A 25,814-nucleotide genomic window follows, 5' to 3' on the forward strand; every position below is an offset into this window, starting at 1 on the left:
GTCGTTCGCGGCACCCGGGCGGCCCCCGGCACCCGGGCGGCAACGGCACCGCGGGCGGCACCCGGGCGGCCCGGCTACGCCGGGCGTCGGCGAGCCGCCATGGCGTTGCCGAGGGCGAGCAGGACGCCGGCCGCGAAGATGATCGTGCCCATCACGTTGACCTGCGGCGGGAGACCGTTCCGCTGTGCGCTCCAGATCCACAGCGGGAACGTCTCCACGTTGCCGGCGGTGAAGTTGGTGACCACGAAGTCGTCGATGGAGATCGCGAAGGCGAGCAGCGCCCCGGCCGTGACGCCGGGCAGGATCATCGGCAGGGTGACCAGCCAGAAAGTGCCGGCGGCGCTGGCCCCGAGGTCCTTGGCCGCCTCCTCCACCGACCGGTCCAGGGTGAGCACCCGGGACCGTACGGTCACCGCGACGAACGACAGCGAGAACATCACGTGCGCGATGATGATGGTCAGGTAGCCCAACGGGATGTCGAGCTGCACGAAGAAGGTCACCAGCGACATACCCATGACGATCTCGGGCGTCGAGATCGCCGCGAACTGGACCAGGTTGCTGGTGCCGGCACCCCGGAACCGGTACCGGCCCAGTGCCACGCCGAGCAACGTGCCCAGGGCCGTTGCGATCAGCGTCGACACGACGGCGATGATCACTGAGGCCTTCAGCGCGTTCGTCAGGCCGGACAGGTCGAACACGTGCGCGTACCACTCGAGCGTGAAGCCGTGCCACCGGTTGTTGTAGCGGCCCTGGACGTCGTTGAAGCCGAAAAGGATCATGACGCCGATGGGCAGGCAGAGCCAGACGATGACGGCCCAGGTGTAGCCCAGGAGCAGCCGGTCGCCCAGCTTGGTCCGTGACCTGGGCGGCCTGGGCGGCTGGACCGGAGCGGGGGAGAGGACCGTGGTCATCGCGCCGCCGCCTCCAGAACCGTCTCGGTGCCCAGCGCCCGTGCGTAGGCGAAGATGCCGACCAGCAGGGCGAGCATCAGGGTGGCCGACAGAGCCGTGGCCGTGGGGTAGTCCCGGACGGTGAGCGCCTGGTCCTGGATGATGTTGCCGATCATCGTGTTGTCCGGCCCACCGAGGACCTCCGAGTTGACGTAGTCGGACGCCGCCGGCACGAAGTTCATCAGCACGCCGGCGAACACCCCTGGCAGCGACAGCGGGAGGATCACCTTGAGGAAGGACTGCGTGCGGCTGCTGTAGAGGTCGTAGGAGGCCTCCACAACCCCGGGGTCGACCCGCTCCAATGCCACGTAGATCGGCAGCACCATGAACGGCAGGTAGTTGTAGGTGAGACCGCCGACTACGGCCACCGACGTCTGCAGCACGTGGAAGTCCGCTGGCAGCAGGCCGGCGTCCTTCAGCGGCCCGAGCACCATGCCGTTGTCGGAGAGCAGGAACTGCCACGAGATCGTCCGCAGCACGAACGAGACGAAGAACGGCAACAGGATCAGGAACAGGTACGTCGACTTGCGCGCGCCGCCCTTGAAGGCGATCCAGTACGCCACCGGGTACGACAGCGCGATACCGAGCACCGTCGCGGTGCCGCCGTACTCCAGGGACCGGATGAACTGCGGGTAATACGTCGACAGGGCATCGCTGTAGTTCTGCCAGTGGAACGTGAACTGGTACCCGTCCGCCTCGTTCCCGGTCATCAGCGAGAACTGCAGCAGGATCAGCGTCGGAATGACGAAGAAGATCGCCAGCCAGAGTCCACCGGGCAGCATCAGGGCGTAGGGGGTGAACCGCGCGCGAAGGCTCCCCATGGTTCAGCCCGAGGAGATCGGCAGGAAGGTGTTCTGGTACGTCTTCTGCTCGTCGGCGCTCTTCAGGCTCGGGTAGCGCTTGAGCTTGGCCAGGTCCGCCGCGGTCGGGTACACGAGCGGGCTGGTCAGGATCTCTTCGAGGGTCTTCTTGTCGTCCCCGGTGGAGGCCGCCGCGTGTTTGGCGATGAGGTCCTTGGTGGACGGCACCGGCGTGACGTAGTTGATGAACTCGGTGAGGTCCGCCGCGACCTGGGGCCGATAGAAGTAGTCCATCATCATCATGGCGTCGACCGGGTTGGCGGCGGTCTTCGGGATCATCATGTTGTCGGTCCAGATCGTGCCGCCCTCCTCGGGCACCACGAACTGCAGGTTCGACCCGTTGGACGCGTTCTCCTGGAAGATGTCCCCCGACCACCCCTGGCAGATCCACAGGTCACCGTTGGCCAGCGACTTCGTGTAGTCCTGCGCGACGTAGGCCCGGACCAGTGGCTTCTGCTCGCGGAGCTTGGCCGCGGCCCTCGTCCAGTCCGCCGGCGTGGACGTCTCCGGGTTGACGCCCAGCAGGAGCATGCCGAAGTTGCCCAGCTCCTGCGGGTCCTTCATCATGCCGATCTTGCCCGCGTACTTCGGGTCCCAGAGCTGGGCGATCTTGGTGATCGGCTCTTTGACGTACGCCGGGTTGTAGGCGATCCCGGTGTAACCCGAGGTGTAGGGGATCGAGTAGACGTTGCCCTTGTCGTACGCCTCGTTCCGGTAGATCGGGTCGGCGTTCTGGGTGTAGTTGGGCAGTCTCGAGTGGTCCAGTGGTGCCAGGTAGCCGAACTCGACGAGCTTGTCCAGCTCCATGCCGTTGGTGACGACCATGAGGTCGTACCCGATGGGCTTGTCGGCGGCCAGCTGCGGCTGGATCTTGCCGTACCACGACGGGTCGTCCTGGATGACCTCCTGGTAGTTGACCGTAATGCCGGTCTCCTTGGTGAAGGCCTTCAGCGGCGCCTGGTCCTTCGGCATGTAGAGCGCCCAGGTGGCGAAGTCCAGGTGGCCGTTCTGCTTCTTGTCGGCCCAGTACTTGGCGACGGCGTCCTGGTCGGCCGGGGCCTGCTTCGCCCCCTTCACGCCGCAGGCCGCGAGCGTGAGGCCGGCCGCGCCCAGCCCGGCACCGACGCCGAACAGCTTCATGACGTCGCGGCGGTCGTAGCGGCGCTGGCTGAGGCCGCGCAGCAGGGCGGGGTCGATCTTCCGGTCCATGCTCATGCTCCGATCGCGTAGGAGTGCCGCGGCTCCCACGAGAGCCAGACGCTGTCCCCCCGGACGGCGACGTCGTCCGCCGACGTGGCGTTCTGGGTGAACACCGTGACGTCGGCGCCGGTGGAGGTCCTGACGTTGTAGTTCGTGGACGTGCCGAGATAGACGACCTCGGTGACGACACCGCGGACCGCGCAGCCGGAGCCCCTCGGTGCCTGGGCGGAGATGCCCATCTTCTCCGGCCGGACGGTGAGCTCGAGTTCGCCGCCCGGTGCACAGTGGCCGCCCGGGACCGGGACGAGGATCCGCTCGTCCGGGCCCGCGACGATCACGGCGGTGCCCTCGGAGACCTCGTGGACCCTGCCGGCGAGCAGGTTGGAGGTCCCGATGAAGCCGGCGACGAACTTGGTGGCCGGGTGCTCGTAGATCTCCCGGGCGGTGCCGAGCTGCTCGACGATCCCATTGCTCATGACCGCGATCCGGTCCGACATGGTGAGTGCCTCGCCCTGGTCGTGGGTGACGAAGACAAAGGTGATCCCGACCTCGCGCTGGATGCGCTTCAGCTCGACCTGCATCGCCTGGCGCAGCTTCAGGTCCAGGGCGGCGAGCGGTTCGTCGAGCAGTAGGGCGCGCGGGTTGTTGACCAGCGCGCGGGCCAGTGCGACCCGCTGCTGCTGGCCGCCGGACAGCTCCTTGGGGCGGCGTTTCTCCCGGCCAGCGAGGTCGACGATCTCCAGCATCTCGCCGACCCGGCGGGTCACCTCGTCCTTGGCGATGCCCTTGCGCCTGAGACCGAAAGCCACGTTGTCGGCCACGCTCATGTGCGGGAACAGCGCATACGTCTGGAACACCATGTTCACGTCGCGCTTGTTCGGCGGGACGCCGGTGACGTCGTTGCCGTGCAGGTAGACGATGCCTCCCGTCGGCTCGTCGAACCCGGCTATCATCCGCAAGGTCGTCGTCTTGCCGCAGCCGGACGGACCCAGCATGGAGAAGAACTCGCCTTCGACGATCTTCATGTCGACGGTCTTGACCGCCTGTACCACCTCGCCGTGCGAGGTGAACGACTTCGTCAGCCCGACGAGTTCGATGGCGGGGAGCACACCTGACCGCACCGCTGTCGCGGCGTCCTGGATCTCCGTCATTACCACGTTCCTTCGCGGACCGAGGGGGAGTGGGGTGCTAGTCGCACTGACTTTTGCAGATTTTGACCGCAGGATCAATGGATTCCGTTGTTAGCATCTCGTTTCACAACGAAATCAATTGTAAACTGCCTCAAGATTAACTGATGTCACGTTGAGGGGCAATCCGTGTCCACGCGATCGGCGGACCGGATCAGCACGGCACCTCGTCGGTTCCTGAGGGTGCCACAACCGGTGTCCGCGCGGTGCTCACTTCGGGTCCGTCGCGGTCGCGGACGTACTGGTATCAGCCTCCGCTATATTGACAAACGACTATTAAGGTTGGCTGAGATCCGGACAACGAACGGGAAGCGCCGAAACCATGAATCTCGGGCTCGAACCTCAGGTGTCCCGTGTCTGGCCCCGGCTGAGGGGTCGGCGCTCGTCCATCGCGGCGCAGTTCGGCGAGGACCGCGCCGACCTGCTGCACTGGGCGCTGACCACGGCCGACCCACTCGCCGACGCGGTCGTCGAGGAGATCCACGAACGGGGCAGGGGAGTCCGGGCCGACCTGGCGCGCGGCATCGCCGAAGGCCTGGACTCGCTGGCCGATCCGTCGCCGGCCGTCGCCGCGCTGCTGACCCAGGCCGAGTCGCTACCCGACTACGTCGACGACAAGCTGCTCGAGGAGGGGCCGCTGCCGCAGTACACGATGCCCAATGCGGTGCACGCCATCTCCCTGTCCGCGGGCGCGCTGGTGCGGGTCTACGAGTCGCCCTCCATCGCCACGGTGCTGGCCCTCACCGGGCGGCTGGTGGACGGCGCCGGGCGCCGGCTCGAGGAGACCGGCAAGTGGGTCCGCACCGCGACGCTGCCCGGTGCGATGCGCCGGGGCGCTGACGGGTACGTCGCCACCCTGCAGGTGCGGATGCTGCACGCCCACATGCGCCGGCTGGCCCGGAGCCGGGGCTACGACGAGCCCGCCTACGGAGCGCCCATCAACCAGGTCGACCTGGCCCGCACCTGGATGGACTTCACCATCACCTCCTACCGCGCCGAAGCTGTCATGGGCTTCGACCTCAACGCCGCCGAGCAGGACTCCCTCTACCGGTACTGGTGGTACATCGCCCACGTGCTCGGGGTGGACGCCCGCCTCGTGGAGGGCATCGCGAACAACGACCAGGCCCAGCGGGTGGACGACCTGCTGCAGGCCGTCACCGGCCCGCCGGCCCCCGAGTCCTCGGCGCTGGCCCACGCCACACTCACCGCGATCGCCGGAACGCTGCACGAGATCGTCTCCGTGCCCGAGGGTATGGCGTTGCGCGCCATGTACGCGCTCGCCCGCCTCTTCCACGGCAACACCACCGCCGACGAGCTGGGCCTGCCGCGCGCCGCCGCCGCCGAACACCTGCTGACCCCCGCGTTCCGCGCCATCCGCGAGCGGCGCTCCCGCCTGCGCCGCAACGCCGACGCGTGGCACAGGGAGCAGTTCACGCATCTCGATGAGGCCCGCACGGCCAACTCCGACACCGCCGAGGCCACCGGCTACGAGCACGAAGCCGCCGTGTCCTGACCGGGTGGTCCGCTCCCACCAGCCGTCCGTGACCAGTCTGTGACCTGGCTGAATTGCTGTGCCCGGAGCGTTAGGACTTTGTGACCCTGGCTGTGAAACGCGCGGGCCCCCCAGGCCGAACTACGAGGTGGACGGGACCGCGGGTGCGTCCCGCGAGTTGACCGCTGTAGGCGCGCGACCCAGAGGTCGACCGGATTTCTGGGATCCCTGTCAGCGAAGGGACACAGATGCCTCTCACGACGAGGTCGGAGACCGAGATCTTCGAGCGCCGCGAGTCCGTTGTTCGGAGCTACTGCCGGGGCTTCGACGCTGTGCTGAGTACCGGCCGGGGGAGCGTGGTGCGCGACACCTCGGGTCGGGAGTACCTGGACTTCCTTGCCGGGGCAGGGGCGTTGAACTACGGACACAACGACCCGGACCTCAAGGCGGCCCTGCTCGACTACGTCGCGGGGGACGGCATCGCGCACGGGCTCGACCTGTTCACCGAGGCCAAGGGCGCGTTCCTGGAGTCCTTCAGCGAGCTCGTGCTCGAGCCGCGTGGGATGGACCACCTCGTGCAGTTCACCGGGCCGACCGGGACCAACGCGGTGGAGGCCGCACTGAAGCTGGCCCGCAAGGTGACCGGCCGCACGAACGTCATCGCCTTCACGAACGGCTTCCACGGGGTGTCCGCCGGCGCGCTGGCCGCGACCGGTAACAGCACCAACCGGGTCGGCCCGGTGATCCCGCTGCCCGGAGTGTCGCGGCTGCCCTTCGACGGCTACCACGCGAACCTCGACACTGCGGAGCTGCTGGCCGCGATGTTGGCCGACCCGTCCAGCGGCATCGACGCACCGGCCGCGATCCTGCTGGAGACCGTCCAGGGCGAGGGTGGCCTGAACGTCGCATCACCGGCGTGGCTGCGCCGGGTCGCCGAGCTGGCCCGCGAGCACGGTGCGCTGCTGATCGTGGACGACATCCAGGCCGGCTGCGGACGCACCGGCACGTTCTTCAGCTTCGAGCCCGCCGGGATCGTGCCCGACCTGGTGGTGCTGTCGAAGTCGCTGTCCGGTTTCGGCCTGCCGATGTCGGTATTGCTGGTACGGCCGCAATGGGACCAGTGGCAGCCCGGCCAACACAACGGCACGTTCCGGGGCAACGGCCACGCCTTCGTCACGGCCCGGGCCACGCTGCTCAAGTTCTGGTCCGACGACACGTTCACCGATGCGGTGGCGCGACGGTCCGCGCTGGTCAGCCGGCTGCTCACGGACCTGGCCGGTCAGGTCCCCGGCGCACGGCTCAAGGGCCGAGGCATGATGCAGGGCATCGACGTCGGCCCACGGCTGTCGGCCGAGGTCACTCGAGGCTGCGCCCGGAACGGCCTGATCATCGAATCGGCCGGCCCGCGCGACGAGGTGATCAAGGTGTTCGCGCCGCTGACCACCCCGGACGGCCAGCTCGAGCAGGGCCTGCGCATCCTCGCCGACACCACGCTGGCAGCTGCCGGGGGGTCAGGCTCCGCCGTCCCGGGCTGACCGTCCAATCGCTCGAGCGACGCTGAGCCGTCACCCAGGAGTGATCCCGGTGGCCGGCAGGCTGACCCAGCCCCGGGTGAATGGTGAGCGCAGCCGCTGTGCCCGCGACAGGTCCACCCCGACGGTCGGCTGGCGGGCGAGCAGTTCCTCGAGGGCGACCCGGGCCTGCAGTCTGGCGAGGTGCGAGCCGATGCAGAAGTGCACCCCGCTGGAGAAGGCGAGGTGGCGGGGAATGCTCCGGGTGATGTCCAGTCGGTGGGCGTCGCCGCCGAACTCGCGCTCGTCGTGGTTGGCGGACCCGTAGAGCATCAGCACCTTCTCGCCCTCGGGAATTCGCACGCCGTGCAGGGTCACCGGCCGGAGCGTGGTGCGGGCGAGCGCCTGTACGGAGCTCTCCAGCCGGAGGAACTCCAGTAGCGCGTTCGGGATCAGGGCGGGGTCGGCGACCAGTTGTTCGCGTTGGCGGTGGTGCCCGTCGAGCAGCATCACCCCGTGTGAGATCAGGTTGCCGGTGGTGTCGTTCCCACCGGCCACCATGGCGAAGCAGAAGCCGAGGATGTCCCAGTCGGTGAGCCCTTCGCCGGCCACCTCCGCGACCACCAGGGCGCTGATCAGATCCTCGCCCGGGTCGGCGCGCCGCGCGGTGATCACCTCGCTGAAGTAGCCGAACATCTCGGCGACCGATTCGATGGCGGTCTGGGTGTCGACCTGGAAACCGTTGTTCTGCAGGCAGGTCAGCGCGCTGACCCACGGGTTGAAGCGGACCCGGTCCGCTTGGGGCACCCCGAGCAGGTGCGCGATCACGAAGTTGGGGATCGCGGCGGAGTAGTCGCGGTGCAGATCGACCGGCTCGTGGTCGGCGACCCGCCGTTCCAGCTCGGCGATCCGCTGTCGGGCGAACTCCCGGATCAGCTCCTCGAGGTCGGTGACCCGCCTCGCGGTGAACCCCTTGCTGACGAGCGCGCGGAGCTGGCCGTGCCGGGGCGGGTCGAGCATCACCAGGGTGGGCGCAAGTCCGAGGGTGCCGATCTCGTCGGGATAGAAGGTCAGACCCTGCGCGGAGGAGAAGCTGCCGCTGTCTCGGACGGCGTGCCAGATGTCGTCGAACCGGGACAGCGCCCAGAACGGCGGGTCGCAGTGGCGGTGCACCGGGTCGTGGTCGCGCAGCTCGCGGTACGCCGGATAGGGGTCGAGCTGGAACGAGTCCGCGAAGGGGTCGTAGCGCGGCGCTGACGCGATGTCGGGCACGGGGACTCCTCGATCTAACGGCTCACGTTAGTAACGGAGGCCGTTAGTATGGGCCCGTGCCACGCGACGCCACAAGTACAAGGGAGCGATTGCTGCGCGCCGGTGAGCATCTGCTCGCCCGCAAGGGCATCGACGGTGCGCTGACCCGCGACATCGTGACGATGGCCGGGCAGGCGAACGACTCGGCGGTGCACTACCACTTCGGTTCGCGGCGCGGGCTGCTCGGTGCGATCGTGGACCGCCATATTCGGCGGATGGAGGAACAACGCAAGCCGGCGTTGGCGGCGCTCACCGCCGATGCGGACCTCGGCGCGGTGCTGGCGGCGGTGGTCGAGCCGATGACCGCCGAGTTGACCGATCAGAGTGGCCGCGACTTCCTGCGCATCGTCGTGCAGCTGGCCGGCCAGGCCGGGGTGCGCACCGGAGAGGTGCCCCATCCGCTCGCTGGTACCGCGCTGGCCGAGCAGTTGGCGCTGTTGCACAGACGCAGCACTGAGCACCTCGCCGAGCCGATCGCACGGGAACGGATCGCGATCGCCATCGTCATGCTGACCGCCGCGCTGGCCGACCGCGCGCGACACGTCGACGAGCGGTTGCCGATGTTGCTCGAGCACGACGCGTTCGTCGCCAACCTCGTCACCATGCTCACCGCCGCGCTGGCCGCGCCGGAACCAGCCCGGCCCGGGCGGGATACGGTCTAGCGCCCCGCGCCGGAAATCTGCGCAATAATTCCGGCGCCCAGATGACGCCTGGCGGCGTTGCCGCCCTGGCGAGTACCCCGGTATGAGCCGCGGGCGGCGCCTTGCCAGTCGCCACCTGGATCCCCGGACTTATCACACGAATTTCCGGCGCAGGACACTAGCTCGACAGCGACCTGAACGTGCCGGACATGTCCGACGCCGCGGCCTGCGCGTTGCGGCAGGCGATCACGTGGGTGATCCCGGACTGGTTCGGGCCGCCGTACTGTGCCCAGAGCGTGGTGCCTGGCGCAACGGTCACGAGGTAGACGCAGTAGGCGCCCGGGTCCAGGTTCGGCGGCCTGTACTCCACGGTGGGCAGGTTGTTGATCGACGCGGCCGGAGTGCCGCCGGGAGTCGGCCCATGGAGCAGTCGCGCCAGGTATTCGCCTCCCCAGCGAGCCGCCACGAAGGTCTTCCATACGCACGACGGCCCGCCGCGCGCGTCGCCGGCCGGTTGCTGCGCGCCCGGGTTCAGCCCGAGCTGGTGAACCTGGGCGCTGGTCAGTAGCGCGCACGGCGCGAGATCACCGCTGACCTGCATGGGCTCAGCGGGCAGCGACCGTGCCACGGCCAGCGGAGTCACGGACAGTGTCGATCCGCCCTCCTGCCGACCCGGACCAGCCGGGGCGTACCCCGTCAATGCAACCAGGGTCAGGACACAGCACGCCGTCGCGAACCCCGCCGCTATCGGTGACCATCTGCGCCGCATGGAATCCCCGGCTTTCTTCGGCCCATCCCATTCTGTTATAGCTCACATTCGAGCTCGAGCGGGGAAATCAAGGGCAATGCGCGTCGCGACGGTCAGTTCCCGGCCGCCGCGTTCCTGAGAGCACCGCCGTGCTGCCCGAGCTCCGCTCTGTGTCGCGGTGCTAGCTTGTGATCAAGGTCAAGGGTTCTCGAGGTGAACCCTCCGGGGGGAGAGGGGATCAGCCGGTGCGTCGTCGTGCCCGAAAGGCTCTGGCCGTCCGTACCGCCGTCGTGGCTCTGACGCTGGTGGGCGCGGTCGCGTGCGGTCGAACCGCGCCGGCGGACCAACCGTCCCAGGCTCAGCCATCGGAGGCCGACGCTGCGACCGTCCCGGCTCAGCTCGCCGTTCCCGCTGGCCAACGACTCGTGGCCACGCTGACGGTCGATCGTGGCTCACAGGTGTATGCGTGCACCAAGGGCGCATGGACTCTGAAGGAGCCCGCCGCGGTCCTCACGTCCGGCACCGAGCAGGTCCTGCACACCGCGGGGCCGCAGTGGATCTCAACGAGCGACGGCAGTGCTGTCACTGGAGCGGCGAGCGCCACGGTGGCCGTCCCGGGCGCGGTACCCGAGCTGCTGCTGAAGGCCACCGCACACCGGGGCAGCGGACTGTTCGGGGACGTCTCCTACATCCAACGGCTGGACACCCACGGCGGCGTCGCACCGGCGGGGGCATGTACGGACGGCACGCAACAAGCCGTCGGGTACACCGCGCAGTACCGCTTCTACACGCCGGCGCAATAGGTTCGAACGGCTCCGACACCGCGCCGGGCTCATGGTGCGGGCACGACAATTCCCGCGTCGAGCCGTTCATAGTTGCGGGCGAAGCGAAGAACCTCCTCGACGCAGGCGGCCAGCCGCAGTAGCGCCGCATCCGAGCCTCGACGGCCGACCAGCTGGATGCCCATCGGGAGCCCGGCCGGGCCGAAACCCGCGGGCAGACAGACCGCCGGGGTCCCGGCCAGGCTCCACCGGGTGCAGAACCGGGGGTCGCCGTTGTCGCCCGCGAGCGGCGCTTCACCCGCCGCCGGTACCGTGACCAACGCGTCCAGCCCGGCAAGCTGAGCGTCCAACTCCGCCAGCAGCTCGCGGCGCCGAGCCAGCGCGGACGCGTACACCTCCTCACTGACCAGGGCGGCGTCGCGGATGAACTCGGCCACCTCGGCACCGAGCAGATCCGGTCGCTGCATGCCCAGCCGCCGCAGGCTCCGATAGCCCTCGAACTCCGAGATGGTCCGGTGTAGCGCCAGCGCTTCCTCGCCGCACAGCGGGGTGACCAGTTCTTCGACCTTCGCGCCATGGCCGTCCAACAGGGCCACGGTGCCGGCGAACAGGTCTTGCATGGGTTCGGTCACCCCGGACCAGTCACCGGTCCGCACCAGGCCGAGCCGTGCCCCCCGCACGCCGGGTGGACGCTGCTCGGGAGTTTCCCGGTAGCCCAGCCGCCCTCCGGCCATCACATCAGCGGCGACACCGGCGAGCCGAACCGTGCGCGCGAAGCTGCCCACGGTGTCGAACGACGGGGCGAACGGGAACAGCCCGTCCACCGGGATGGCGCCGTGGCTGGGCTTGACACCCACCACACCACAGTAGGACGCCGGCCTGATCACCGAGCCGTTGGTTTGGGTGCCGATGGCCAGCGGGACCTCTCCGGCGGCCACCGCTGCGGCCGAGCCGGACGAGGACCCGCCCGGACTGTAGGCCAGGTTCCACGGATTGCGGGTCATGTTCGCCTGGTAGTAGGCGAACTCGGAGGTGACGGTCTTGCCCACCACGACCGCGCCCCAGCGCTGCAGTGCGGCGACCGCGGCCGCCGTCTCGGTGGCGATGCGCGCGGCAACGGCAACGGTACCCAGCGCGGTCGGCAGCCCGGCCACGTCGAAAAGGTCCTTCACCCCGAGCAGGACCGGATCAGTCGGCTCGTCAGCGACCCCGCCGGCGGCCCCGACACAGGCGAAGGCGCGGAAGCGGAGGTCCTGTCCGGCGACCCGGCGCAGATGGTGGCTCATGGGGCTCATCCGCCGGCGGCCCGTTGGGTGGTGAACTCGGCGCGCACGTCGCTCATCAGCTGAGGCTTGGCGAGCAGGTCGATTCCGGTCATGGTCATGGCCTTCGCGGCGTCGATGATGCATGCGGTGGCCTCCGGCGAGGCCGACGCGGCGTGAAATTCGTGCGAATGCGGCGCGACGTCGGTCCCGGTCATGGCCATCTGCGGCTGGATGGTCGGCACCAGCCAGCTGATCGCCCCGGTGTCGCCGGACCAGGCCCCGGAGAGCTCTTCCCTCGGCCGTACCTCGCGTCCGAGCCCGGCCAGGTTGTCCGCGAACGCCGCCGCCAGCACCTCGTTGCTCAGCAGTGGTTGGGCGCCCTCGGCCCGGGTCCGCCAGCTGCGTTCCAACCGGGTGCCGGTCATCAGCGCCGCACCCTCCAGACACCGGTCGAGGCGTGGCACGACCTCGTCGAGCGTGGTCCCGTGGTTGGCCCGGACCATGATCCGCGCGGCGGTGTGATCGGGAATGACCTGCGGCAACGTGCCGCCTTTGTCAATGATGCCGTGCACACGCACATCGCCCGGCAGTTGTTGGCGCAGCGCGTTGATGCCTTGGAAGGCCAGCAACATCGCGTCGAGCGCGTTGACGCCCAGTTCGGGACGAGCGGCGGCATGGGCGGCCCTGCCGAAGAACTCGAACGTCGCCATGACCGCGCCGACGGCACGGGAGTGTGCGACGTTGTACATCCCTGGGTAGATCAACATCATGGCGTCGACGTCGGCGAAGAAGCCCTCGCGTTCGAGGATGTACTTGCCACCGCTGCCTTCCTCACCCGGGGTCCCGAGCGCGATCACCGTCCCGTCGAGTTGATCGATGACCGAGGCGAGCGCGATCGCCGCGCCCACCCCGGCCGCCGCCACCACGTTGTGCCCGCAACTCTGGCCGTAGCCGGGAAGTCCGTCGTACTCGCAGAGGTAGGCCAGCCTCGGTCCAGCCGAGCCGGCGGTGGCTCTGAAGGCTGTCGGCAGCGAGCCCAGGCCCCGCTCCACCCGCAGGCCATGGGCCTGCAGCAGGTCGGTGATCCACCCGCTGGCCTTGACCTCCTCGAAGGCCAGTTCGACGTCTGCGTGCATCTTCGAGCTGAGCTCCACCAGCTCGTCACGCAGCTCGTCGACGACCTCGCCGGCGCGCGCCTTCAGAGCGTCGACATCGCTCATGCGTGATTCTCGTACCAGTGCTGCGCGATCTCGCCCCGCCGCGCGAACCACACGCCGGGGAACGACTTGGCGTAGGCGATGAAGTTGGCCAGTGCCTGCGCCCGTGCGGGATGGCCGACGAGGCGCATGTGCAGCCCGATCGACATCATCTTCGGGTAGGTCTCGCCCTCTTTGTACAGCCGGTCGAAGTCGTAGCGCAGATGCTCTTCGAACTCACGCGGCGGGCCGACCAGCCCGGCGGCGAAGCCGCCGTCATTGGCGACGATGTCATAGGGGATCACCAGGTGCTTCTTGCCGTGGACGGTGGTCCAGTAGGGCAGGTCGTCGTTGTAGGCGTCGCAGTCGTAGGTGAAGCCGCCCTCTTCGACCACCAGCTCCCGGGTGTTGACGCTGGGTCCGTAGCGGCAGTACCACCCGACCGGACGTTCCCCGGTGGTCTCCTCGATCGACGCGATCGCCTTGGCGATGTGGTCGCGTTCCTCCTCCCGGGTCAACAGCGTGACGTCCTCCCACCGGTAGCCGTGGGAGATCACGTCGTGCCCCCGTGCGCGGATCTCCCGGGCGGCATCCCGATTGCGCTCCAGGGCCACGGCGCAGGCGTAGAACGTGCTCTTCACCTCCAGTTCGTCGAAGATGTCCATGAGCCGCCAGAAACCGGCGCGCGAGCCGTACTCGTACATCGACTCCGAAGCGAGGTCCCGCTCGCCCGCCGGCCAGGGGTAGTAGGGCGCTTCGTGGTAACCGCGTTCGGTCCGGGGGTCGCCGTCACCGATCGCGAGCTCGGAACCCTCCTCGTAGTTCACCACCAACGAGATCGCGATGCGCGCATTGCCCGGCCAGGTGACCTTCGGGGGGTTGCCGTTGTATCCGACCAGGTCGCGGACCGGACCAGGAATCGGGGTATCAATGGTCATCGAGTCCTCCTCAGGGAGCTCATGCGTGGTGGTCGAACCAGTGCTGGGCAATCTCGCCTCGGGTGGCGAACCACACCCCGGGGAATGACTTGGCGTATTCGATGAAGTTGTACAGGCCCTGCGCGCGTCCCGGACGGCCGACGAGGCGCATGTGCAGGCCGATCGACATCATCTTCGGGTGGGTCTCACCCTCCTTGTACAGCCGGTCGAAATCGCTTTTCAGGTAGTCCTCGAAGTCCTTCGGTGATCCATAGGAACTCTGGAACTTGATGTCGTTCGCCGCCAGCGAATAGGGAACCACCAGGTGCTTTGTGCCGTGGACGGTGGTCCAGTAGGGCAGGTCGTCGTTGTAGGCGTCGCAGTCGTAGGTGAACCCGCCCTCCTCGACCAGCAGCTCGCGGGTGTGGACGCTGGGTCCGTAGCGGCAGTACCACCCGACCGGACGTTCACCGGTCGTCTCCTCGATCGAGGCTATCGCTTTGCGGATGTGCTCCCGCTCCTCGTCGCGGCCCAACAGGACGACGTCTTCCCACCGATAGCCGTGGGACACCACATCGTGGCCGCGCCCTCGGATCTCCTTGGCCGCGTCCCGGTTGCGTTCGAGGGCAACCGCGCACGCGTAGAAGGTGCTCTTCACGTCGAGTTCGTCGAAGATGCTGATCAGGCGCCAGAAGCCCGCTCGTGACCCGTATTCGTAGAGGGATTCCAGCGCCAGGTCCCGTTTTCCGGCCGGCCAGTCCGGTGTTCTGCCCTGTTCACCGGTCGGGTCGCCGTCGCCGACCGCGCGCTCGGAACCTTCCTCGTAGTTGACCACCAGGGAGATCGCAATCCGGGCGCCACCCGGCCAGGTCACCTTGGGCGGCTTTCCGTTGTATCCCACGACATCTCGCTGGGGACCCGCAATGGTGTTTTCGGTAGCGGTCACGCGAACCTCTCGGATAGGCCTGGGAATGGGGTGGTCTGTTCGTCTCCGACCCAGCACGGGATCAGGCGCTGGGTGCCGAACCGGAGACGAACAGCGCGAGCCTGTTGCTCGTCAGATGGGCATAGGAAAGTAGCCGTGGGACCTCGTCCCTACCGCGCAGCAGTGTCTCCACCAGCAAGATCGGTGAACCGATGGGAATGTCGAGGAGGCCGCTGGTCCGCTCGCCGGAGGCGATGGACTCGATGGTGAAGTCACTGCGCCCGACGTCCTGATCGAACAGCTCCTTGAACAGCGGTCCGTAGGCGAGGGGATGGTGGGTGGAACCGGTCACCGCCTGCAGGGTGCTCTCGCTGGTGTGGTCGACGGTGATGTAGGTGGTCCTCGCGCCGACGGTCTCCCCGTCCAGCAGGATCAGCTGGTCGAGCATGAGTACCCGCCCGTCGCGTGGTGAGAGGGCGTTGTGCACCGGCTCGGGCGGAACCACCATCCGGCGCTCGAGCTGGTAGATCACCGTCCTTTCCTGATCACCAAGGCCAGCTGGCGTCGGGCCATCGATCGGGATCACCTCGTCCATGACCGGTATTCGAATGATGTCGCGCGCAACCCGCGTTCCCACCCGTCGTTCACGGGTCAGCAGTCCCTCGTCGGCGAGCATTCGCATCGCCTCACGCACCGCGCCACGACTCTCCCGCATCGAGCGAATGAGACGGAACTCCACCAGCTGTTCATGCTGATCCATCGCGCCGGTACGAATGGCGGTCCGGAGAATGTTGTAGACCCTGCGGGCGGGGCGTTGGGTCAGTCGGGAACTGTCGATCGGCAGGGGTGGGAACTTCTCCGAAGTCGGAGTCACTGGACTCAGAACTCCATCAGATTGTCGCGGAAATGCTCGTGGCCGTACGCCGAGCGGGTGAGCCCGCGACGTTGCAACGCCGGGACCAACCCGTCGGTGATCTCGCTGATGTATCGGCGATGCACTGTGGCGGTTCCGATCAGGAAGCCGTCGCCACCGACCTCGTCCATGACGTCCTCCATCTGCCCGGCTACCCGGTCCGGCGAACCGACCAGCCCGGTGTAGCCGAGGCTGAAACCGCTCGCCAGTTCCCGCAGCGTGCGTCCCTGCCCCTGGCGGGCGAACTGAGCCAGGGTGCCCTGCTGACCGTTCGTGCTGACCTCGCCCAGTGGCTGGTCGAGGTCGAACCGGGCGAAGTCGATCCCGGTGATGCTGCCCATCAGCGCCAGACCGGGCTCCACGTGTGCCGCGGCGGCTGCCGCCTCGTGATCGGCGCGAACCTGAGCTTCGGCGTCTGTGGGGGCGACGGTCGGCGAGATGAGGAAGAGCACCTTGCACTGATCGGGATTCCGGCCCTGAGCGGCCGCGCGTTCCCGGATGTCGTTCCGGAAGGCCTTCATCTGGGGGACGGTCTGCGCTGATCCGATGATCGTGTCGGCGTTCTTGGCCGCGAACTCGCGTCCCTGTGGGGAGCCGCCGGCCTGCACGATGACCGGGTGGCCCTGCACCGGGCGAAGTGCGTTCAGGGGACCTCGCGTCTTGAAGAACTTGCCATCGTGATCGACGGTGTGGACCTTGGCGGGGTCGGCGAATACGCCCTTCTCGCTATCGGCGACGACCGCGTCCGGCTCCCACGAGTCCCAGAGCTTCCGCACCACCTCGATGAACTCGTCCGCCATCTCGTACCGAGTGTGATGGTCGAGATGCTCGTCCAGGCCGAAGTTCTGCGCGGCACGGGAACTCGTCGAGGTCACCAGATTGCAGCCCACCCGGCCGTCGGACAGATGATCGAGCGTCGAGATCAACCGGGCCAGCAGGAACGGCGGATAGAACGAGGTCGACACGGTCGGTACGACGCCCAGACGCGACGTGGCCTGCGCCAACAGCGGAACGAGCGGCATCGGGTCGTGCTTGGGAGCTCGGAGCGCGTTCTTGAGGTAGAAGTCGGTCGACCCGCCGTAGTCATCCGGGACGAACGACGAGTCCTCGAGTAGCAGGTAGTCGAAACAGGCTCGTTCCATGGCCCGGGCGAGGTCGAGGATCAGTCCCGGTTTCATCCAGTCCTGTGCCACGTTCCCGGCCCATTGGTCCATCCACCCGTGCACACCGAACCCGCCGCCGAGGAACCAGCCCAGATGAAACTGCCGAGCCGCCATTACCGCATCCCTTCGTGAATTTGCGTCGTGCGCCCCGCACGGGTCAAGTGGTCTGCCTCGGTTTGAGGTACTCGTACCGCGCGTAGGGGTCCGGGGTGTACGTCACCCCGGTGACATGCGGGTTCGTCACGACCGTCCGACCCTCGACGGCAACCGGAATCGCACCTACGGCGGTAGCCATGTCCTCTTGGATCGTCTTGTACGCGGCGGTGCGCGCGGCGACATCGCCGGAGTCGCGGAACTCGGCGTGCAGCTTGTCGACCTCGGGGTTGGCGTAGTGCGACCAGTTCAGGTCGCCGGTCGACTTGCCCCAGAGATCGATCGTCGTATCCGGGTCGTCCAGCCAGATGACACCGTCGGTGATCAGCATCCCGCTCATGTCGTTCGCGGTGTGGTGGATGCGGCCCTGTTGCAGATCGATGAGCTGTACCGGCGGTCGCGGTTGCAGCTTCGTCTTGATACCGACCGAGGTCAGCGAGCTGGAGATCAGTCGGGCGACGTCTTCGTAGTACGCCACCCCGGTGCCGTACCAGATGTCCAGCACAAAATCGGCAGGTGTGCCCGAATCCGCGAGCAGCTGTGTGGCCTTGGCGGGATCCTTCTTCTGGTAGACCGCCCACGCCGGGTCGATCTGGGGTGCCTGCGGGTTGACGATGCTCGTCGCGACGCTGGCACGTCCGGCGAAAACCACTTTGGCGATGTCGTCGTAGGGCACCGCGTAGGCGATCGCCTGGCGGAGCGCGACGTTGCTCAGCGGACCGGCATCGAGCGAAAGATCGGCACGGAGGATGTTCGGTGTCTGACCGTGCAGCACGGTGAATCCGCTGCTCTGCAGCTGGTCGAACTGCCGCGCCGCCAATCCCTTGGCCGCGTAGTCGATCTGCCCGCCCTTCATGAGCGACACCAGATCGGCGCCGCCGAGAATGCGCAGCACCACGGTGGTGAATGCCGGTTCCGAGCCGGACCAGTGGTTCGGTACCGCCTTCAGCACCACCTGCTGGCCGGGCTGGTGGCTGTCGACGTAGTAGCGCCCGGTGCTGGCCACGTTGTTCTGCATCCACTTGGCGGCATACGGATCGTCCGGGCTGGCGTGCGACTTGACGACCTTGGAGTCGACGATGCCGAATTGCTGGAACCGGAATGACGCGAGTGCCACCGGGACCGCCGTGGGCGTACCCGCGGGGTTCGTGGTGGTGACCTCGATGGTCCTCGGGTTGATGACCTTGAACTGGTTTGCGTGGTAGAGCCCCGCTACGCCGGCCTGGAACTGACCGTTGCCGGGAATCATCACCATTCGCTCGAGGCTGTAGCGGACATCCTCGGCGGTCATCGGGTTGCCGCTCGGATAGAACTTCACCCCGTCGCGGAGCTGGAAGGTGATCTTCGGCCCGTCCACCGTCCACGACGTCGCCAGTTGCGGGGTGACGTCCAGGCCGAAGCCGTTGAGCGTGCCGTTGTCGCCGGGGGTGAACTTGAACTGGAGCAGGCGCTCATAGATGTTGACGCCGATCTCCTGGTTCTCGTCGACACCGAGCGTGTTGGCCGGATCCAGGCTGGTGTAGTCCGAGGTCCACGCGTGCACGAGTTGGTTCGTCGGGGCCTTGACGTTCGCCGCCGACCCGCTGGTGCCGCCGCTGGTCGAGCAACCGGCCAGCACGAGGGCGGCCAGACCGGCCACGCCGGCCATGCCGGTCAGTGCGGCGCGCCGGCTGACGAGTGGACCTTGCGGCAGCGGTGTCGGGTCCTGGGTTCGCAGGGGAGACCGTTGCCCGCTGTATGGACTGCGCAGTTCCATGGGATCTCTTCCGGTCGGGTCGGGAAACGCGAGGCTGTTCGGCGGGAGCGTCACACCACGAGGCTCTGGCGCTGTGCCAACGCTGGTGGGCAGGCAACCGCACGGTGCGGACCGAACGGGATCAGTGCGGGCTTGGCCTGGTGGCAGGGCTTCTCGGCCAACGGGCACCGCCCGGCCAGTCGACAGGCGTCGGGAAGGTCGACCGGGCTCGGTATCTCACCGGCCAACCGGAAACGCTCGCGAGTCACACCCCACCGGGCGGTCGGCGCGGCCGAGAGCAGCGCGCGGGTGTACGGATGGATCGGGTCCGCGAAGACGTCTTCGGTGCGGCCTTGCTCGACGATCCCGCCCAGGTACATCACCGCCACCCGGTGCGAGACCCGGCGGACCACCTGCAGATCGTGGGTGATGAACAGGTAGGCGAGACCCAGCGTCTGTTGGAGGCCTTGGAGCAGCTCCAGGATCTGGCCGCGGACCGACACGTCCAGCGACGAGGTGGGCTCGTCGAGGATCAGGACCTGGGGTTGCGCGGCCAGTGCCCGAGCGATACCGACGCGTTGGCGCTGGCCCCCGCTGAGCTGATGCGGATGGCGATCGAGGTGTTCGTCGGCCAGTCCCACCATGGCGACGAGCTCACGGCCGCGCGCGGCTCGCTGCGCGCGGCTCATCTTCAGCTGCAGCTGCAGCGGTTCCTCGATGGCCTGGCGCACCGTCATGCGTGGGTTCAGCGACGAGTTCGGATCCTGGAAGACCAGTTGGATCCGGCGGTAGACCCGGGCCAGGCCGGCGGGGCCGAGTTGGGTGATGGACCTGCCGTCGAGTTCGATCTCACCGGCGCTGGGCTCGATCAGCCGCACGATGCACCGGGCCAGCGTCGACTTGCCGGAGCCGCTCTCACCGACGACGGCGAGTGTCTCACCGGGGAACAGATCGAACTGCACGTCATCGATCGCATTGAGTCGTTTGCGCGGGTGTCCGACCTCGAAGTGCTTGCGCAGCCCGTTGACCCGTAAGATGGGATAGGGGTTGGTGTTCACGCGTCGTCCACCAATCGGCTGGCCGCGAGCAGTTGCTGCGTGTATTCGTGGCGTGGCGCGGTGAGCACCTGTTCACAGCTGCCTGTTTCGAGTACCTCGCCCCGACGCATCACCACGGCGTAGTCGCAGGTCTCCGCCACCACGCCGAGATCGTGAGTGATCAGGCACGTGGTCAGGTCGGACTCCCGGCAGAGTTCGGTGATGAGCGCGATGATCTCGGCCTGGATGGTCACGTCCAGACCAGTGGTCGGCTCGTCCAGGATGAGCAGTTCCGGCTTGCACACCAGCGCCATCGCGATCATGACCCGCTGTGCCATACCGCCGGAGAACTCGTGCGGGTACTGGCGCACGCGTCGCTCCGGGTCGGGGATGTGCACCAGCCGCAGTGCCGCGATGGCCGCGTCTTTGGCGTCGTTGCGGGAGAGGCCCTGGTGCAGGCGGCACACGTCAGCGATCTGGCGGCCCACCGTGAAGATCGGGTTCAGAGCGGCCCTGGCATCCTGGAACACCATGCTGATCCGCGCGCCGCGAATATCACGCAAGGTGCGCTCGTCCAGCTCTGCCAGGTCCTGGCCGTCGAACAGGATCCGTCCGGACGTCCGCACAAAGCTGGCGGGTTGGATCTGGAGCATCGACAAAGCGGTCAGCGACTTTCCGCTACCGGTCTCACCCACGATCGCGGTGATCGCACCGCGGGCAAGGGAATACGTGATGCCCTTCAGGACGGGGGCCTGATCGGCCGAGGTGGAGAAGTACCCGCCGTAGTTGTCAATTTCAAGAATCGGTTCACGGACAGGCGATGAGTGACGCGCGGCGGGGTCGAACGCGGTGTCGGCGCTCATCGACGCCGCCTCGGGTCGAACCGGTCACCGAGTCCGTCGCCGAGAAGATAAAGACTCCCGGTCATTCCCAGAATGGCCATCCCTGGGAAGAATGACACCCACCATTGGCCGGTGATGATTCCGTCCTGACCGTTGGCGATCATGCTGCCCCATTCGGGAACCCCCGGCTGCAGGCCGATACCGAGGTAGCCGAGGCTGGCGGTGATCAGGGCGACCCACGCGGCGTTCACCGCGGTGAAGGCAAGGAGCGGGCCGATGCTGTTGGGGAGCAGATGTCGGAAGGCGACGCGCCACGAGCGGCAGCCGACCATTCTCGCGGCCTCCGCGAACTGCCACGTCTTGCGCGACATGACCTCGGCTCGGGCCAGGCGCAGATAAGACGGTAGGCCGACGAATGCCAGTACCACGATAATGTTCAGGATTCCCGGTCCGACGGCGGACACGATGAGCATCGCGAACAGCAGGGTGGGAAAGGCATTGAAGGTCTCGATCGCGCGCATGATCGCGCCGTCCCAGAACTTGCCGTAGTAGCCGCCGATCGTGCCGAGAATGGTGCCGAGCACCAACGCGAGACCGACCGAGGCGACGGTGATCGCCAGGTCGTACCGGGTGGCCACCATCGTTCGGGAGAAGACGTCTTCGCCGAGACGATCGGTGCCGAACAGGTACGGGGTACCGGGTTTCACCAGCACGTCACCGCCGACGCCCAGCGGATCGAACGGCGTCCAGAAGTACGAGATGATCGCCACCACGAGGTAGCCGGTGAGCAGTCCGACACCGATGCGGAAGCCCAGTGCGCCGGCCGGCGGGGGTCGCCTGCGCGTCTTGGCGACGGGGCCGGCGGTCCCCGTGTTGCCACCGGACCCGGAGGGTTCCGCCACGCCCGCCGCCGAGCGGGTGGTTGGGGTCATGCGCGCGTCCTCGGGTCGATGGCCAGGTACAGAAGGTCGACGATCAGATAGCAGACGACGAACAGGACAGCCGCGTAGATGACGAAGCCCTGCAACGCCGCGAAATCGGAGTTCTGAATCGCCTGCAACGCATAGGCGCCGACCCCAGGCCAGCCGAACACGGCTTCGACGAGTACCGCGCCGGAGAACAGATACCCGACCGTCGTGCCGATCATGGTCAGCACCGGCAGCAGGGCGTTCCGCAGCGCATACCACCAGACGGTGGGACGCCGGTGCCCCATCGCCACCGCGGTGCGGACGTACTCGGATTCCAGAGCGTCGACCATGGACGCTCTGGTGACCCGTGCGATCGGGCCGAGCGCCCCATATCCCAAAGTCAGCGAGGGCAGAATCAGCTGACGGGCGGCCTGCCACCACAGCGAGAGGTTGCCGGCGAGCAGACTGTCGACGAGCAGGAATCCGGTCACCGTCGGCGGTCCGGGCACATTCACCGGAAGACGCCCCACCGGTCCGGGCAGGATTCCCCAGGATACGAAGAAGAGCCAGAGCAGGATCAGCCCGACCCAGAAAGCCGGCAGTGCCATACCGCCGAGAGAGAAGACGCGAACCGTGAAGTCCGGCCATTTGTCGCGCTTGACCGCCGCAACGACGCCGAGCGGAATTCCGATGACGATCCCCAGTGCCAGCGCGATGGTACCCAGTTCCAGCGTGGCGGGCATCCGCTCGAGCAAATCCGACCCTACGCCGCGGCCGGTGGTGAAGGACGTACCGAGATTCCCGTGTAACAGATCTTTCAGGTACGTGAAGTACTGATTGATCAATGGCTTGTCGAGCCCGAGCGACGCGCGGACCTTCGCTCGCAATGCAGCGTCCGCCTGCGGCGGGGCGTAGAGATTCGTCGGATCCCCGGAGAACACTCGGCCGACAAAGAAGGTGATGGTCATCACGCCGGCCGCGACGGGAATGATCCAGACCAGGCGCGTGAACACGAGTCGTGCTGTCCGCATTTCCTCATGAAAGTTCACCATTGTTTCGCCCAACCGGCTCATGAGTGAAGGGCTGATTACGCGGAAAATCGCCTGGAGTCCCCTCCTCCGCCGAGGGCGCCCTCGGCGCAAAGCTGCACGTCAGAGGGGTATGAGGTGGTGCGCCGGCAGCGCACGGCCGGCTCTCCGGTCGCAATACGCCGGTCCAGGACGCGCAAAACGGGGCGTTGCCGCGGGACAAGAACATCCACTTCCACCAGACACTCCCTAATACTGCAACGGCAGTTAGGTGAGTGCGTAGCCTCGTTTTCGGTAGTGGCTGACGCGGGCTTGGTATTGGCGTTGTCGCCGCCAGTGGGACCAGTGCCAGATGTGGTCGACGGCGTGTGCGTGTTGGAGCGCGAGGGGGACGAGCAGGCGGCGGATTTCCGGTAGCGTGAAGCTGATCATGTGTTGTTCGCTGGGGTTGGTTCCCCCTTTGTGAGCTGGCTTTTCACCGCGACCAGCCAGGCCAGGGCGAGCATGGACAAGGTGATGTGGGCATACCAGGCCCGCCAGCTGCGCACTTGGTAGTGATCAAGTCCGGCCTCGTTCTTGGCCTGTTGGAAGCATTCTTCGATCCGCCAGCGTGACCCGGCGGTCCAGGCCAGATCGAGCAAGGTTGATCGGCGGGGCCCGAAACAGACGTAGTAGGCGATCTCACCGGGCACCTGGCCGGGCTCAGTGATCTTGCGGCGGGCCAGCAGCCAGTGCCCGCGCCCGGGCGCCCAACTGATGCGGATCGGGACCCGTGCCCAGTCATACTCGCGGGGCCCGTGCGCGCCGGCGCCGACCGACAGTCGCCGCCACGCCCGCGCCGGCAGGGCGGCGATCAACTCGTCCGCGCGGCGCTGCCCAGCGTCGCTGGTGATCAGGGTGTCGTTGCACTTGGTGGCCAGCACATAGGGCGCATCATGCTGTTCTAGCCACACCCGCAGGTACTTGACCTGGCCATAGGCTTCGTCGGCGGTGACCCATGAGAACGCCACGCCGGCGTCGATGGCACGCCCCAGCATCGCCATCGCTTGGCGGGGTTTGGTGGCGAACTCCACCTCGTCGGGTATGCCCGCGCCCTGGCAGCGTGCCCGATCGGCGGTCCACGACTCAGGCACATACAACTCGCGGTCGATCAACGCATGCCCTCGGGGCGAGGCGTAGGCCAAGAAGGTGCCGATCTGACAGTTCTCTACCCGCCCCGCGGTCCCGGAGTACTGCCGCTGGACCCCGGCCGAGCGGGTGCCCTTCTTGAGGAACCCGGTGTCGTCCAGGATCAACACCCCACCCGGATCTCCGAGGCGCTCGACCACGTACTCACGCACATCATCACGGACCCCGTCGATGTCCCAGTCGGCCCATCGCAGCAGCCGCTGCATCCCATCCGGAGACGCCTCACCAGCGCGTTCGGCCAGCGTCCACCCGTTCTTTCGCTCCAAACCGGCAACGAGCCCGGCCACATATTCCCGCATCCGAGCCCTCGGCTCGGCCCGCGCGAACCGGCCCGCTACCCGCGCATGCAACCGATCCAACTCCACCGCCGCAACATCAACCACCACACCAGCAATGATCTACCACATGTCAAGCAACTGCCGTTGCAGTACTAAGCAGCTACCGCGGTCTGCACCGGTGGGACTTTCAGGTGCCAATCAGTCTGACGCTGGTAGGCGTCCGCGACTTTCAGAACGGTGCCTTCGGCGAACGGCTTGCCGATGATTTGCATCGACAGTGGCAGTCCGGACGAACTGAATCCGCACGGCACCGCGAGGGCCGGCAACCCTGCCAGGTTCCACGGCCCGGTGAAGCTCACACTGCGCAGCTGCAGTTCCGGGGACATCTCGTCGCTGCGTGGCGCCGGTGTCGGCCAGGTCGGCGTAATCAACACGTCGTAGGACACGAAGAGCTCGGCGAGCGCACGTCGGAAGAACGACCGAAACCGCTGGGCCTGTGTGTAGTCGCCCGCTGTCAGGAACGCGCCGCGCACCAGCGCCCGGCGGGTGTAGCGACCGTAGTCGTTCCACCGGTTCACCAGGTTGTTCCGGTGATAGGCATAGCCCTCGGCGACCAGGGTTATATGGTTGGCGTTCTTTGCCTGCTCGGCATAGGGCACCACGACATCACTCGCCTCCGCGCCGCTGCCCTTGAGGATATCGAGCGCGGCGAATACGGCGGTCCGTACTTCGTCGGTCACCTCGGGGGAGTCATAGAAGTACGGCATCGGGACGCCGACACGTAGGCCCTGCACGTCACCGGTCAACAACTCGGAGTATTTCGGGATCGGTACCTGCGCGGCATACGGGTCGCCGGGGTCGTACCCGGCCATGACCTCGAGCATGACCGCGCAGTCGTAGGCGCTGCGCGCCATCGGACCCACACTGTCCAATGTGTAGCCCAGCGGCGCCACGCCATTCTTCGGCACCCGGCCGAAGGTCACCTTCAGACCCGTGTGTCCGTTCTGGGCCGCCGGACCACGCACCGAACCGCCGGTGTCGGTGCCCAGGCCGCCCAGCGATAGACCCGCGGCCACCGCAATCCCCGTGCCGGAGCTCGACCCCGCCGGCGTGTGGTCGAGGTTCCACGGGTTGCGCGGAATCGGGAATCCCTTGTCCGGGTCGGGCAGCCCGATGGCGAACTCGCTGGTGGTGGTCTTGCCCAGGACGACCGTGCCGGCGGCACGCAGCCGAGCCACGACTGGGGCGTCCACGCCTTTGCCCCACTCCGGATCCAGAACCCGTGAGTTCGCCGTCGTCGGGGCGTCGTCGGTCGCGATGATGTCCTTGACCGCCAGCGGGATCCCCTGCAGCGGACCCCGATCCACTCCGGCGGCGAAGTCCGAGTCCGCGGCTTCAGCCGCCTTCAGCGCCGACTCACCGCTCACCGCGACGAACGCGCCCAGCGACTCGTTCTGCGCGGAGATCCGGTTCAGAAAGCCCTCGGTGAGTTGTACCGAGCTCAGCGAGCCGGCGCGCAACGCAGCGGCGGCGTCCTTGACGGTCAGCGGCAGTTCCTGCGGCATCTCTGCTCCTGTTGTGTCT

General features: G+C 67.3%; 23 protein-coding genes. 4 read left to right on the top strand and 19 right to left on the bottom strand.

Translation table 11 applies throughout. From position 1 onward, the window contains the following. Positions 1-74: 74 nt before the first annotated feature. Genes ACTXG6_RS17410 through ACTXG6_RS17425 form a run of 4 tightly spaced genes read right to left on the bottom strand, consistent with a single transcriptional unit; the run spans position 75 to position 4,161 of the window. Positions 75-911, bottom strand: a complete 837-nt coding sequence (locus tag ACTXG6_RS17410; RefSeq protein WP_445188855.1) for an ABC transporter permease — start codon at positions 909-911, stop codon at positions 75-77. Continuing rightward, positions 908-1,771, bottom strand: coding sequence for an ABC transporter permease (locus tag ACTXG6_RS17415; RefSeq protein ID WP_445188856.1), 864 nt, complete (start codon positions 1,769-1,771; stop codon positions 908-910). The genes ACTXG6_RS17410 and ACTXG6_RS17415 overlap by 4 nt, the downstream gene beginning before the upstream one ends. Before the next feature lie 3 nt (positions 1,772-1,774). Next, a complete protein-coding gene (locus ACTXG6_RS17420) occupies positions 1,775-3,019 on the bottom strand; it encodes a polyamine ABC transporter substrate-binding protein (protein ID WP_445188857.1) in 1,245 nt (414 codons plus the stop codon). A gap of 2 nt (positions 3,020-3,021) precedes the next feature. Beyond that, entirely contained in the window at positions 3,022-4,161 is a 1,140-nt protein-coding gene (locus tag ACTXG6_RS17425) for an ABC transporter ATP-binding protein (RefSeq protein ID WP_445188858.1), read from the bottom strand. 382 nt (positions 4,162-4,543) lie between these two features. On the opposite strand from ACTXG6_RS17425, the gene ACTXG6_RS17430 reads away from it, so the two are divergent. After that, positions 4,544-5,710, top strand: a complete 1,167-nt coding sequence (locus ACTXG6_RS17430) for an oxygenase MpaB family protein (RefSeq protein ID WP_445188859.1) — start codon at positions 4,544-4,546, stop codon at positions 5,708-5,710. Between the two features lie 227 nt (positions 5,711-5,937). After that, positions 5,938-7,224 (top strand): diaminobutyrate--2-oxoglutarate transaminase, encoded by a 1,287-nt coding sequence (gene ectB / locus ACTXG6_RS17435; RefSeq protein WP_445188860.1) that lies wholly within the window; start codon positions 5,938-5,940, stop codon positions 7,222-7,224. Positions 7,225-7,254: 30 nt separating this feature from the next. Here ectB and ACTXG6_RS17440 read toward each other — a convergent pair whose 3' ends face one another. Further along, positions 7,255-8,472, bottom strand: coding sequence for a cytochrome P450 (locus ACTXG6_RS17440; RefSeq protein WP_445188861.1), 1,218 nt, complete (start codon positions 8,470-8,472; stop codon positions 7,255-7,257). 89 nt (positions 8,473-8,561) lie between these two features. Between ACTXG6_RS17440 and ACTXG6_RS17445 the strand changes: the two genes are divergently transcribed. Next, positions 8,562-9,173 (top strand): TetR/AcrR family transcriptional regulator, encoded by a 612-nt coding sequence (locus ACTXG6_RS17445; RefSeq protein ID WP_445188862.1) that lies wholly within the window; start codon positions 8,562-8,564, stop codon positions 9,171-9,173. Positions 9,174-9,330: 157 nt separating this feature from the next. On the opposite strand, the gene ACTXG6_RS17450 is transcribed toward ACTXG6_RS17445, so the two are convergent. Beyond that, positions 9,331-9,921, bottom strand: coding sequence for a DUF3558 family protein (locus ACTXG6_RS17450; protein ID WP_445188863.1), 591 nt, complete (start codon positions 9,919-9,921; stop codon positions 9,331-9,333). A gap of 284 nt (positions 9,922-10,205) precedes the next feature. Between ACTXG6_RS17450 and ACTXG6_RS17455 the strand changes: the two genes are divergently transcribed. Continuing rightward, positions 10,206-10,703, top strand: coding sequence for a DUF3455 domain-containing protein (locus ACTXG6_RS17455; protein ID WP_445190034.1), 498 nt, complete (start codon positions 10,206-10,208; stop codon positions 10,701-10,703). A 29-nt stretch (positions 10,704-10,732) separates the two neighbouring features. On the opposite strand, the gene ACTXG6_RS17460 is transcribed toward ACTXG6_RS17455, so the two are convergent. The 13 genes from ACTXG6_RS17460 to ACTXG6_RS17520 form a co-directional block, all read right to left on the bottom strand. After that, the gene (locus ACTXG6_RS17460) at positions 10,733-11,968 is read right to left on the bottom strand and encodes an amidase (RefSeq protein WP_445188864.1); all 1,236 of its coding nucleotides are present in this window, start codon (positions 11,966-11,968) and stop codon (positions 10,733-10,735) included. Between the two features lie 5 nt (positions 11,969-11,973). Next, positions 11,974-13,167, bottom strand: a complete 1,194-nt coding sequence (locus tag ACTXG6_RS17465) for a M20 family metallopeptidase (RefSeq protein WP_445188865.1) — start codon at positions 13,165-13,167, stop codon at positions 11,974-11,976. Next, on the bottom strand, positions 13,164-14,081 hold the full coding sequence (locus ACTXG6_RS17470) for a polysaccharide deacetylase family protein (RefSeq protein ID WP_445188866.1): 918 nt from the start codon (positions 14,079-14,081) through the stop codon (positions 13,164-13,166). Before ACTXG6_RS17470 ends, ACTXG6_RS17465 begins: the two co-directional genes overlap by 4 nt. A 19-nt stretch (positions 14,082-14,100) precedes the next feature. Further along, a complete protein-coding gene (locus tag ACTXG6_RS17475) occupies positions 14,101-14,961 on the bottom strand; it encodes an allantoinase PuuE (RefSeq protein WP_445188867.1) in 861 nt (286 codons plus the stop codon). A gap of 106 nt (positions 14,962-15,067) precedes the next feature. Next, positions 15,068-15,859, bottom strand: coding sequence for a GntR family transcriptional regulator (locus ACTXG6_RS17480; RefSeq protein WP_445188868.1), 792 nt, complete (start codon positions 15,857-15,859; stop codon positions 15,068-15,070). Between the two features lie 5 nt (positions 15,860-15,864). After that, a complete protein-coding gene (locus ACTXG6_RS17485) occupies positions 15,865-17,175 on the bottom strand; it encodes an NtaA/DmoA family FMN-dependent monooxygenase (RefSeq protein WP_445188869.1) in 1,311 nt (436 codons plus the stop codon). Between the two features lie 43 nt (positions 17,176-17,218). After that, complete coding sequence (locus tag ACTXG6_RS17490; protein ID WP_445188870.1) at positions 17,219-18,970, bottom strand: ABC transporter substrate-binding protein; 1,752 nt, start codon at positions 18,968-18,970, stop codon at positions 17,219-17,221. A gap of 50 nt (positions 18,971-19,020) precedes the next feature. After that, positions 19,021-20,007: an ABC transporter ATP-binding protein gene (locus tag ACTXG6_RS17495; protein WP_445188871.1), complete on the bottom strand. Its 987-nt coding sequence runs from the start codon at positions 20,005-20,007 to the stop codon at positions 19,021-19,023. Further along, positions 20,004-20,849, bottom strand: a complete 846-nt coding sequence (locus ACTXG6_RS17500; protein WP_445188872.1) for an ABC transporter ATP-binding protein — start codon at positions 20,847-20,849, stop codon at positions 20,004-20,006. The genes ACTXG6_RS17495 and ACTXG6_RS17500 overlap by 4 nt, the downstream gene beginning before the upstream one ends. Continuing rightward, the gene (locus tag ACTXG6_RS17505; protein WP_445188873.1) at positions 20,846-21,760 is read right to left on the bottom strand and encodes an ABC transporter permease; all 915 of its coding nucleotides are present in this window, start codon (positions 21,758-21,760) and stop codon (positions 20,846-20,848) included. The genes ACTXG6_RS17500 and ACTXG6_RS17505 overlap by 4 nt, the downstream gene beginning before the upstream one ends. After that, complete coding sequence (locus ACTXG6_RS17510; RefSeq protein ID WP_445188874.1) at positions 21,757-22,749, bottom strand: ABC transporter permease; 993 nt, start codon at positions 22,747-22,749, stop codon at positions 21,757-21,759. The genes ACTXG6_RS17505 and ACTXG6_RS17510 overlap by 4 nt, the downstream gene beginning before the upstream one ends. A gap of 443 nt (positions 22,750-23,192) precedes the next feature. After that, positions 23,193-24,338 carry an IS701 family transposase gene (locus tag ACTXG6_RS17515; protein WP_445185328.1) on the bottom strand — a complete coding sequence of 382 codons (1,146 nt, stop codon included), beginning with the start codon at positions 24,336-24,338 and terminating at the stop codon, positions 23,193-23,195. Between the two features lie 44 nt (positions 24,339-24,382). Further along, positions 24,383-25,795, bottom strand: a complete 1,413-nt coding sequence (locus tag ACTXG6_RS17520) for an amidase (RefSeq protein ID WP_445188875.1) — start codon at positions 25,793-25,795, stop codon at positions 24,383-24,385. Positions 25,796-25,814 lie beyond the last annotated feature (19 nt).

The sequence above is a fragment of the Pseudonocardia sp. Cha107L01 genome, from assembly GCF_052566575.1.

Bases quoted from the DNA above. Each gene is read 5' to 3' on its own strand.
- ACTXG6_RS17410 (WP_445188855.1), bottom strand. From the start codon at position 911: ATGACCACGGTCCTCTCCCCCGCTCCGGTCCAGCCGCCCAGGCCGCCC.
- ACTXG6_RS17415 (WP_445188856.1), bottom strand. From the start codon at position 1,771: ATGGGGAGCCTTCGCGCGCGGTTCACCCCCTACGCCCTGATGCTGCCC.
- ACTXG6_RS17420 (WP_445188857.1), bottom strand. From the start codon at position 3,019: ATGGACCGGAAGATCGACCCCGCCCTGCTGCGCGGCCTCAGCCAGCGC.
- ACTXG6_RS17425 (WP_445188858.1), bottom strand. From the start codon at position 4,161: ATGACGGAGATCCAGGACGCCGCGACAGCGGTGCGGTCAGGTGTGCTC.
- ectB (WP_445188860.1), top strand. From the start codon at position 5,938: ATGCCTCTCACGACGAGGTCGGAGACCGAGATCTTCGAGCGCCGCGAG.
- ACTXG6_RS17450 (WP_445188863.1), bottom strand. From the start codon at position 9,921: ATGCGGCGCAGATGGTCACCGATAGCGGCGGGGTTCGCGACGGCGTGC.
- ACTXG6_RS17460 (WP_445188864.1), bottom strand. From the start codon at position 11,968: ATGAGCCACCATCTGCGCCGGGTCGCCGGACAGGACCTCCGCTTCCGC.
- ACTXG6_RS17465 (WP_445188865.1), bottom strand. From the start codon at position 13,167: ATGAGCGATGTCGACGCTCTGAAGGCGCGCGCCGGCGAGGTCGTCGAC.
- ACTXG6_RS17470 (WP_445188866.1), bottom strand. From the start codon at position 14,081: ATGACCATTGATACCCCGATTCCTGGTCCGGTCCGCGACCTGGTCGGA.
- ACTXG6_RS17485 (WP_445188869.1), bottom strand. From the start codon at position 17,175: ATGGCGGCTCGGCAGTTTCATCTGGGCTGGTTCCTCGGCGGCGGGTTC.
- ACTXG6_RS17490 (WP_445188870.1), bottom strand. From the start codon at position 18,970: ATGGAACTGCGCAGTCCATACAGCGGGCAACGGTCTCCCCTGCGAACC.
- ACTXG6_RS17500 (WP_445188872.1), bottom strand. From the start codon at position 20,849: ATGAGCGCCGACACCGCGTTCGACCCCGCCGCGCGTCACTCATCGCCT.
- ACTXG6_RS17505 (WP_445188873.1), bottom strand. From the start codon at position 21,760: ATGACCCCAACCACCCGCTCGGCGGCGGGCGTGGCGGAACCCTCCGGG.
- ACTXG6_RS17520 (WP_445188875.1), bottom strand. From the start codon at position 25,795: ATGCCGCAGGAACTGCCGCTGACCGTCAAGGACGCCGCCGCTGCGTTG.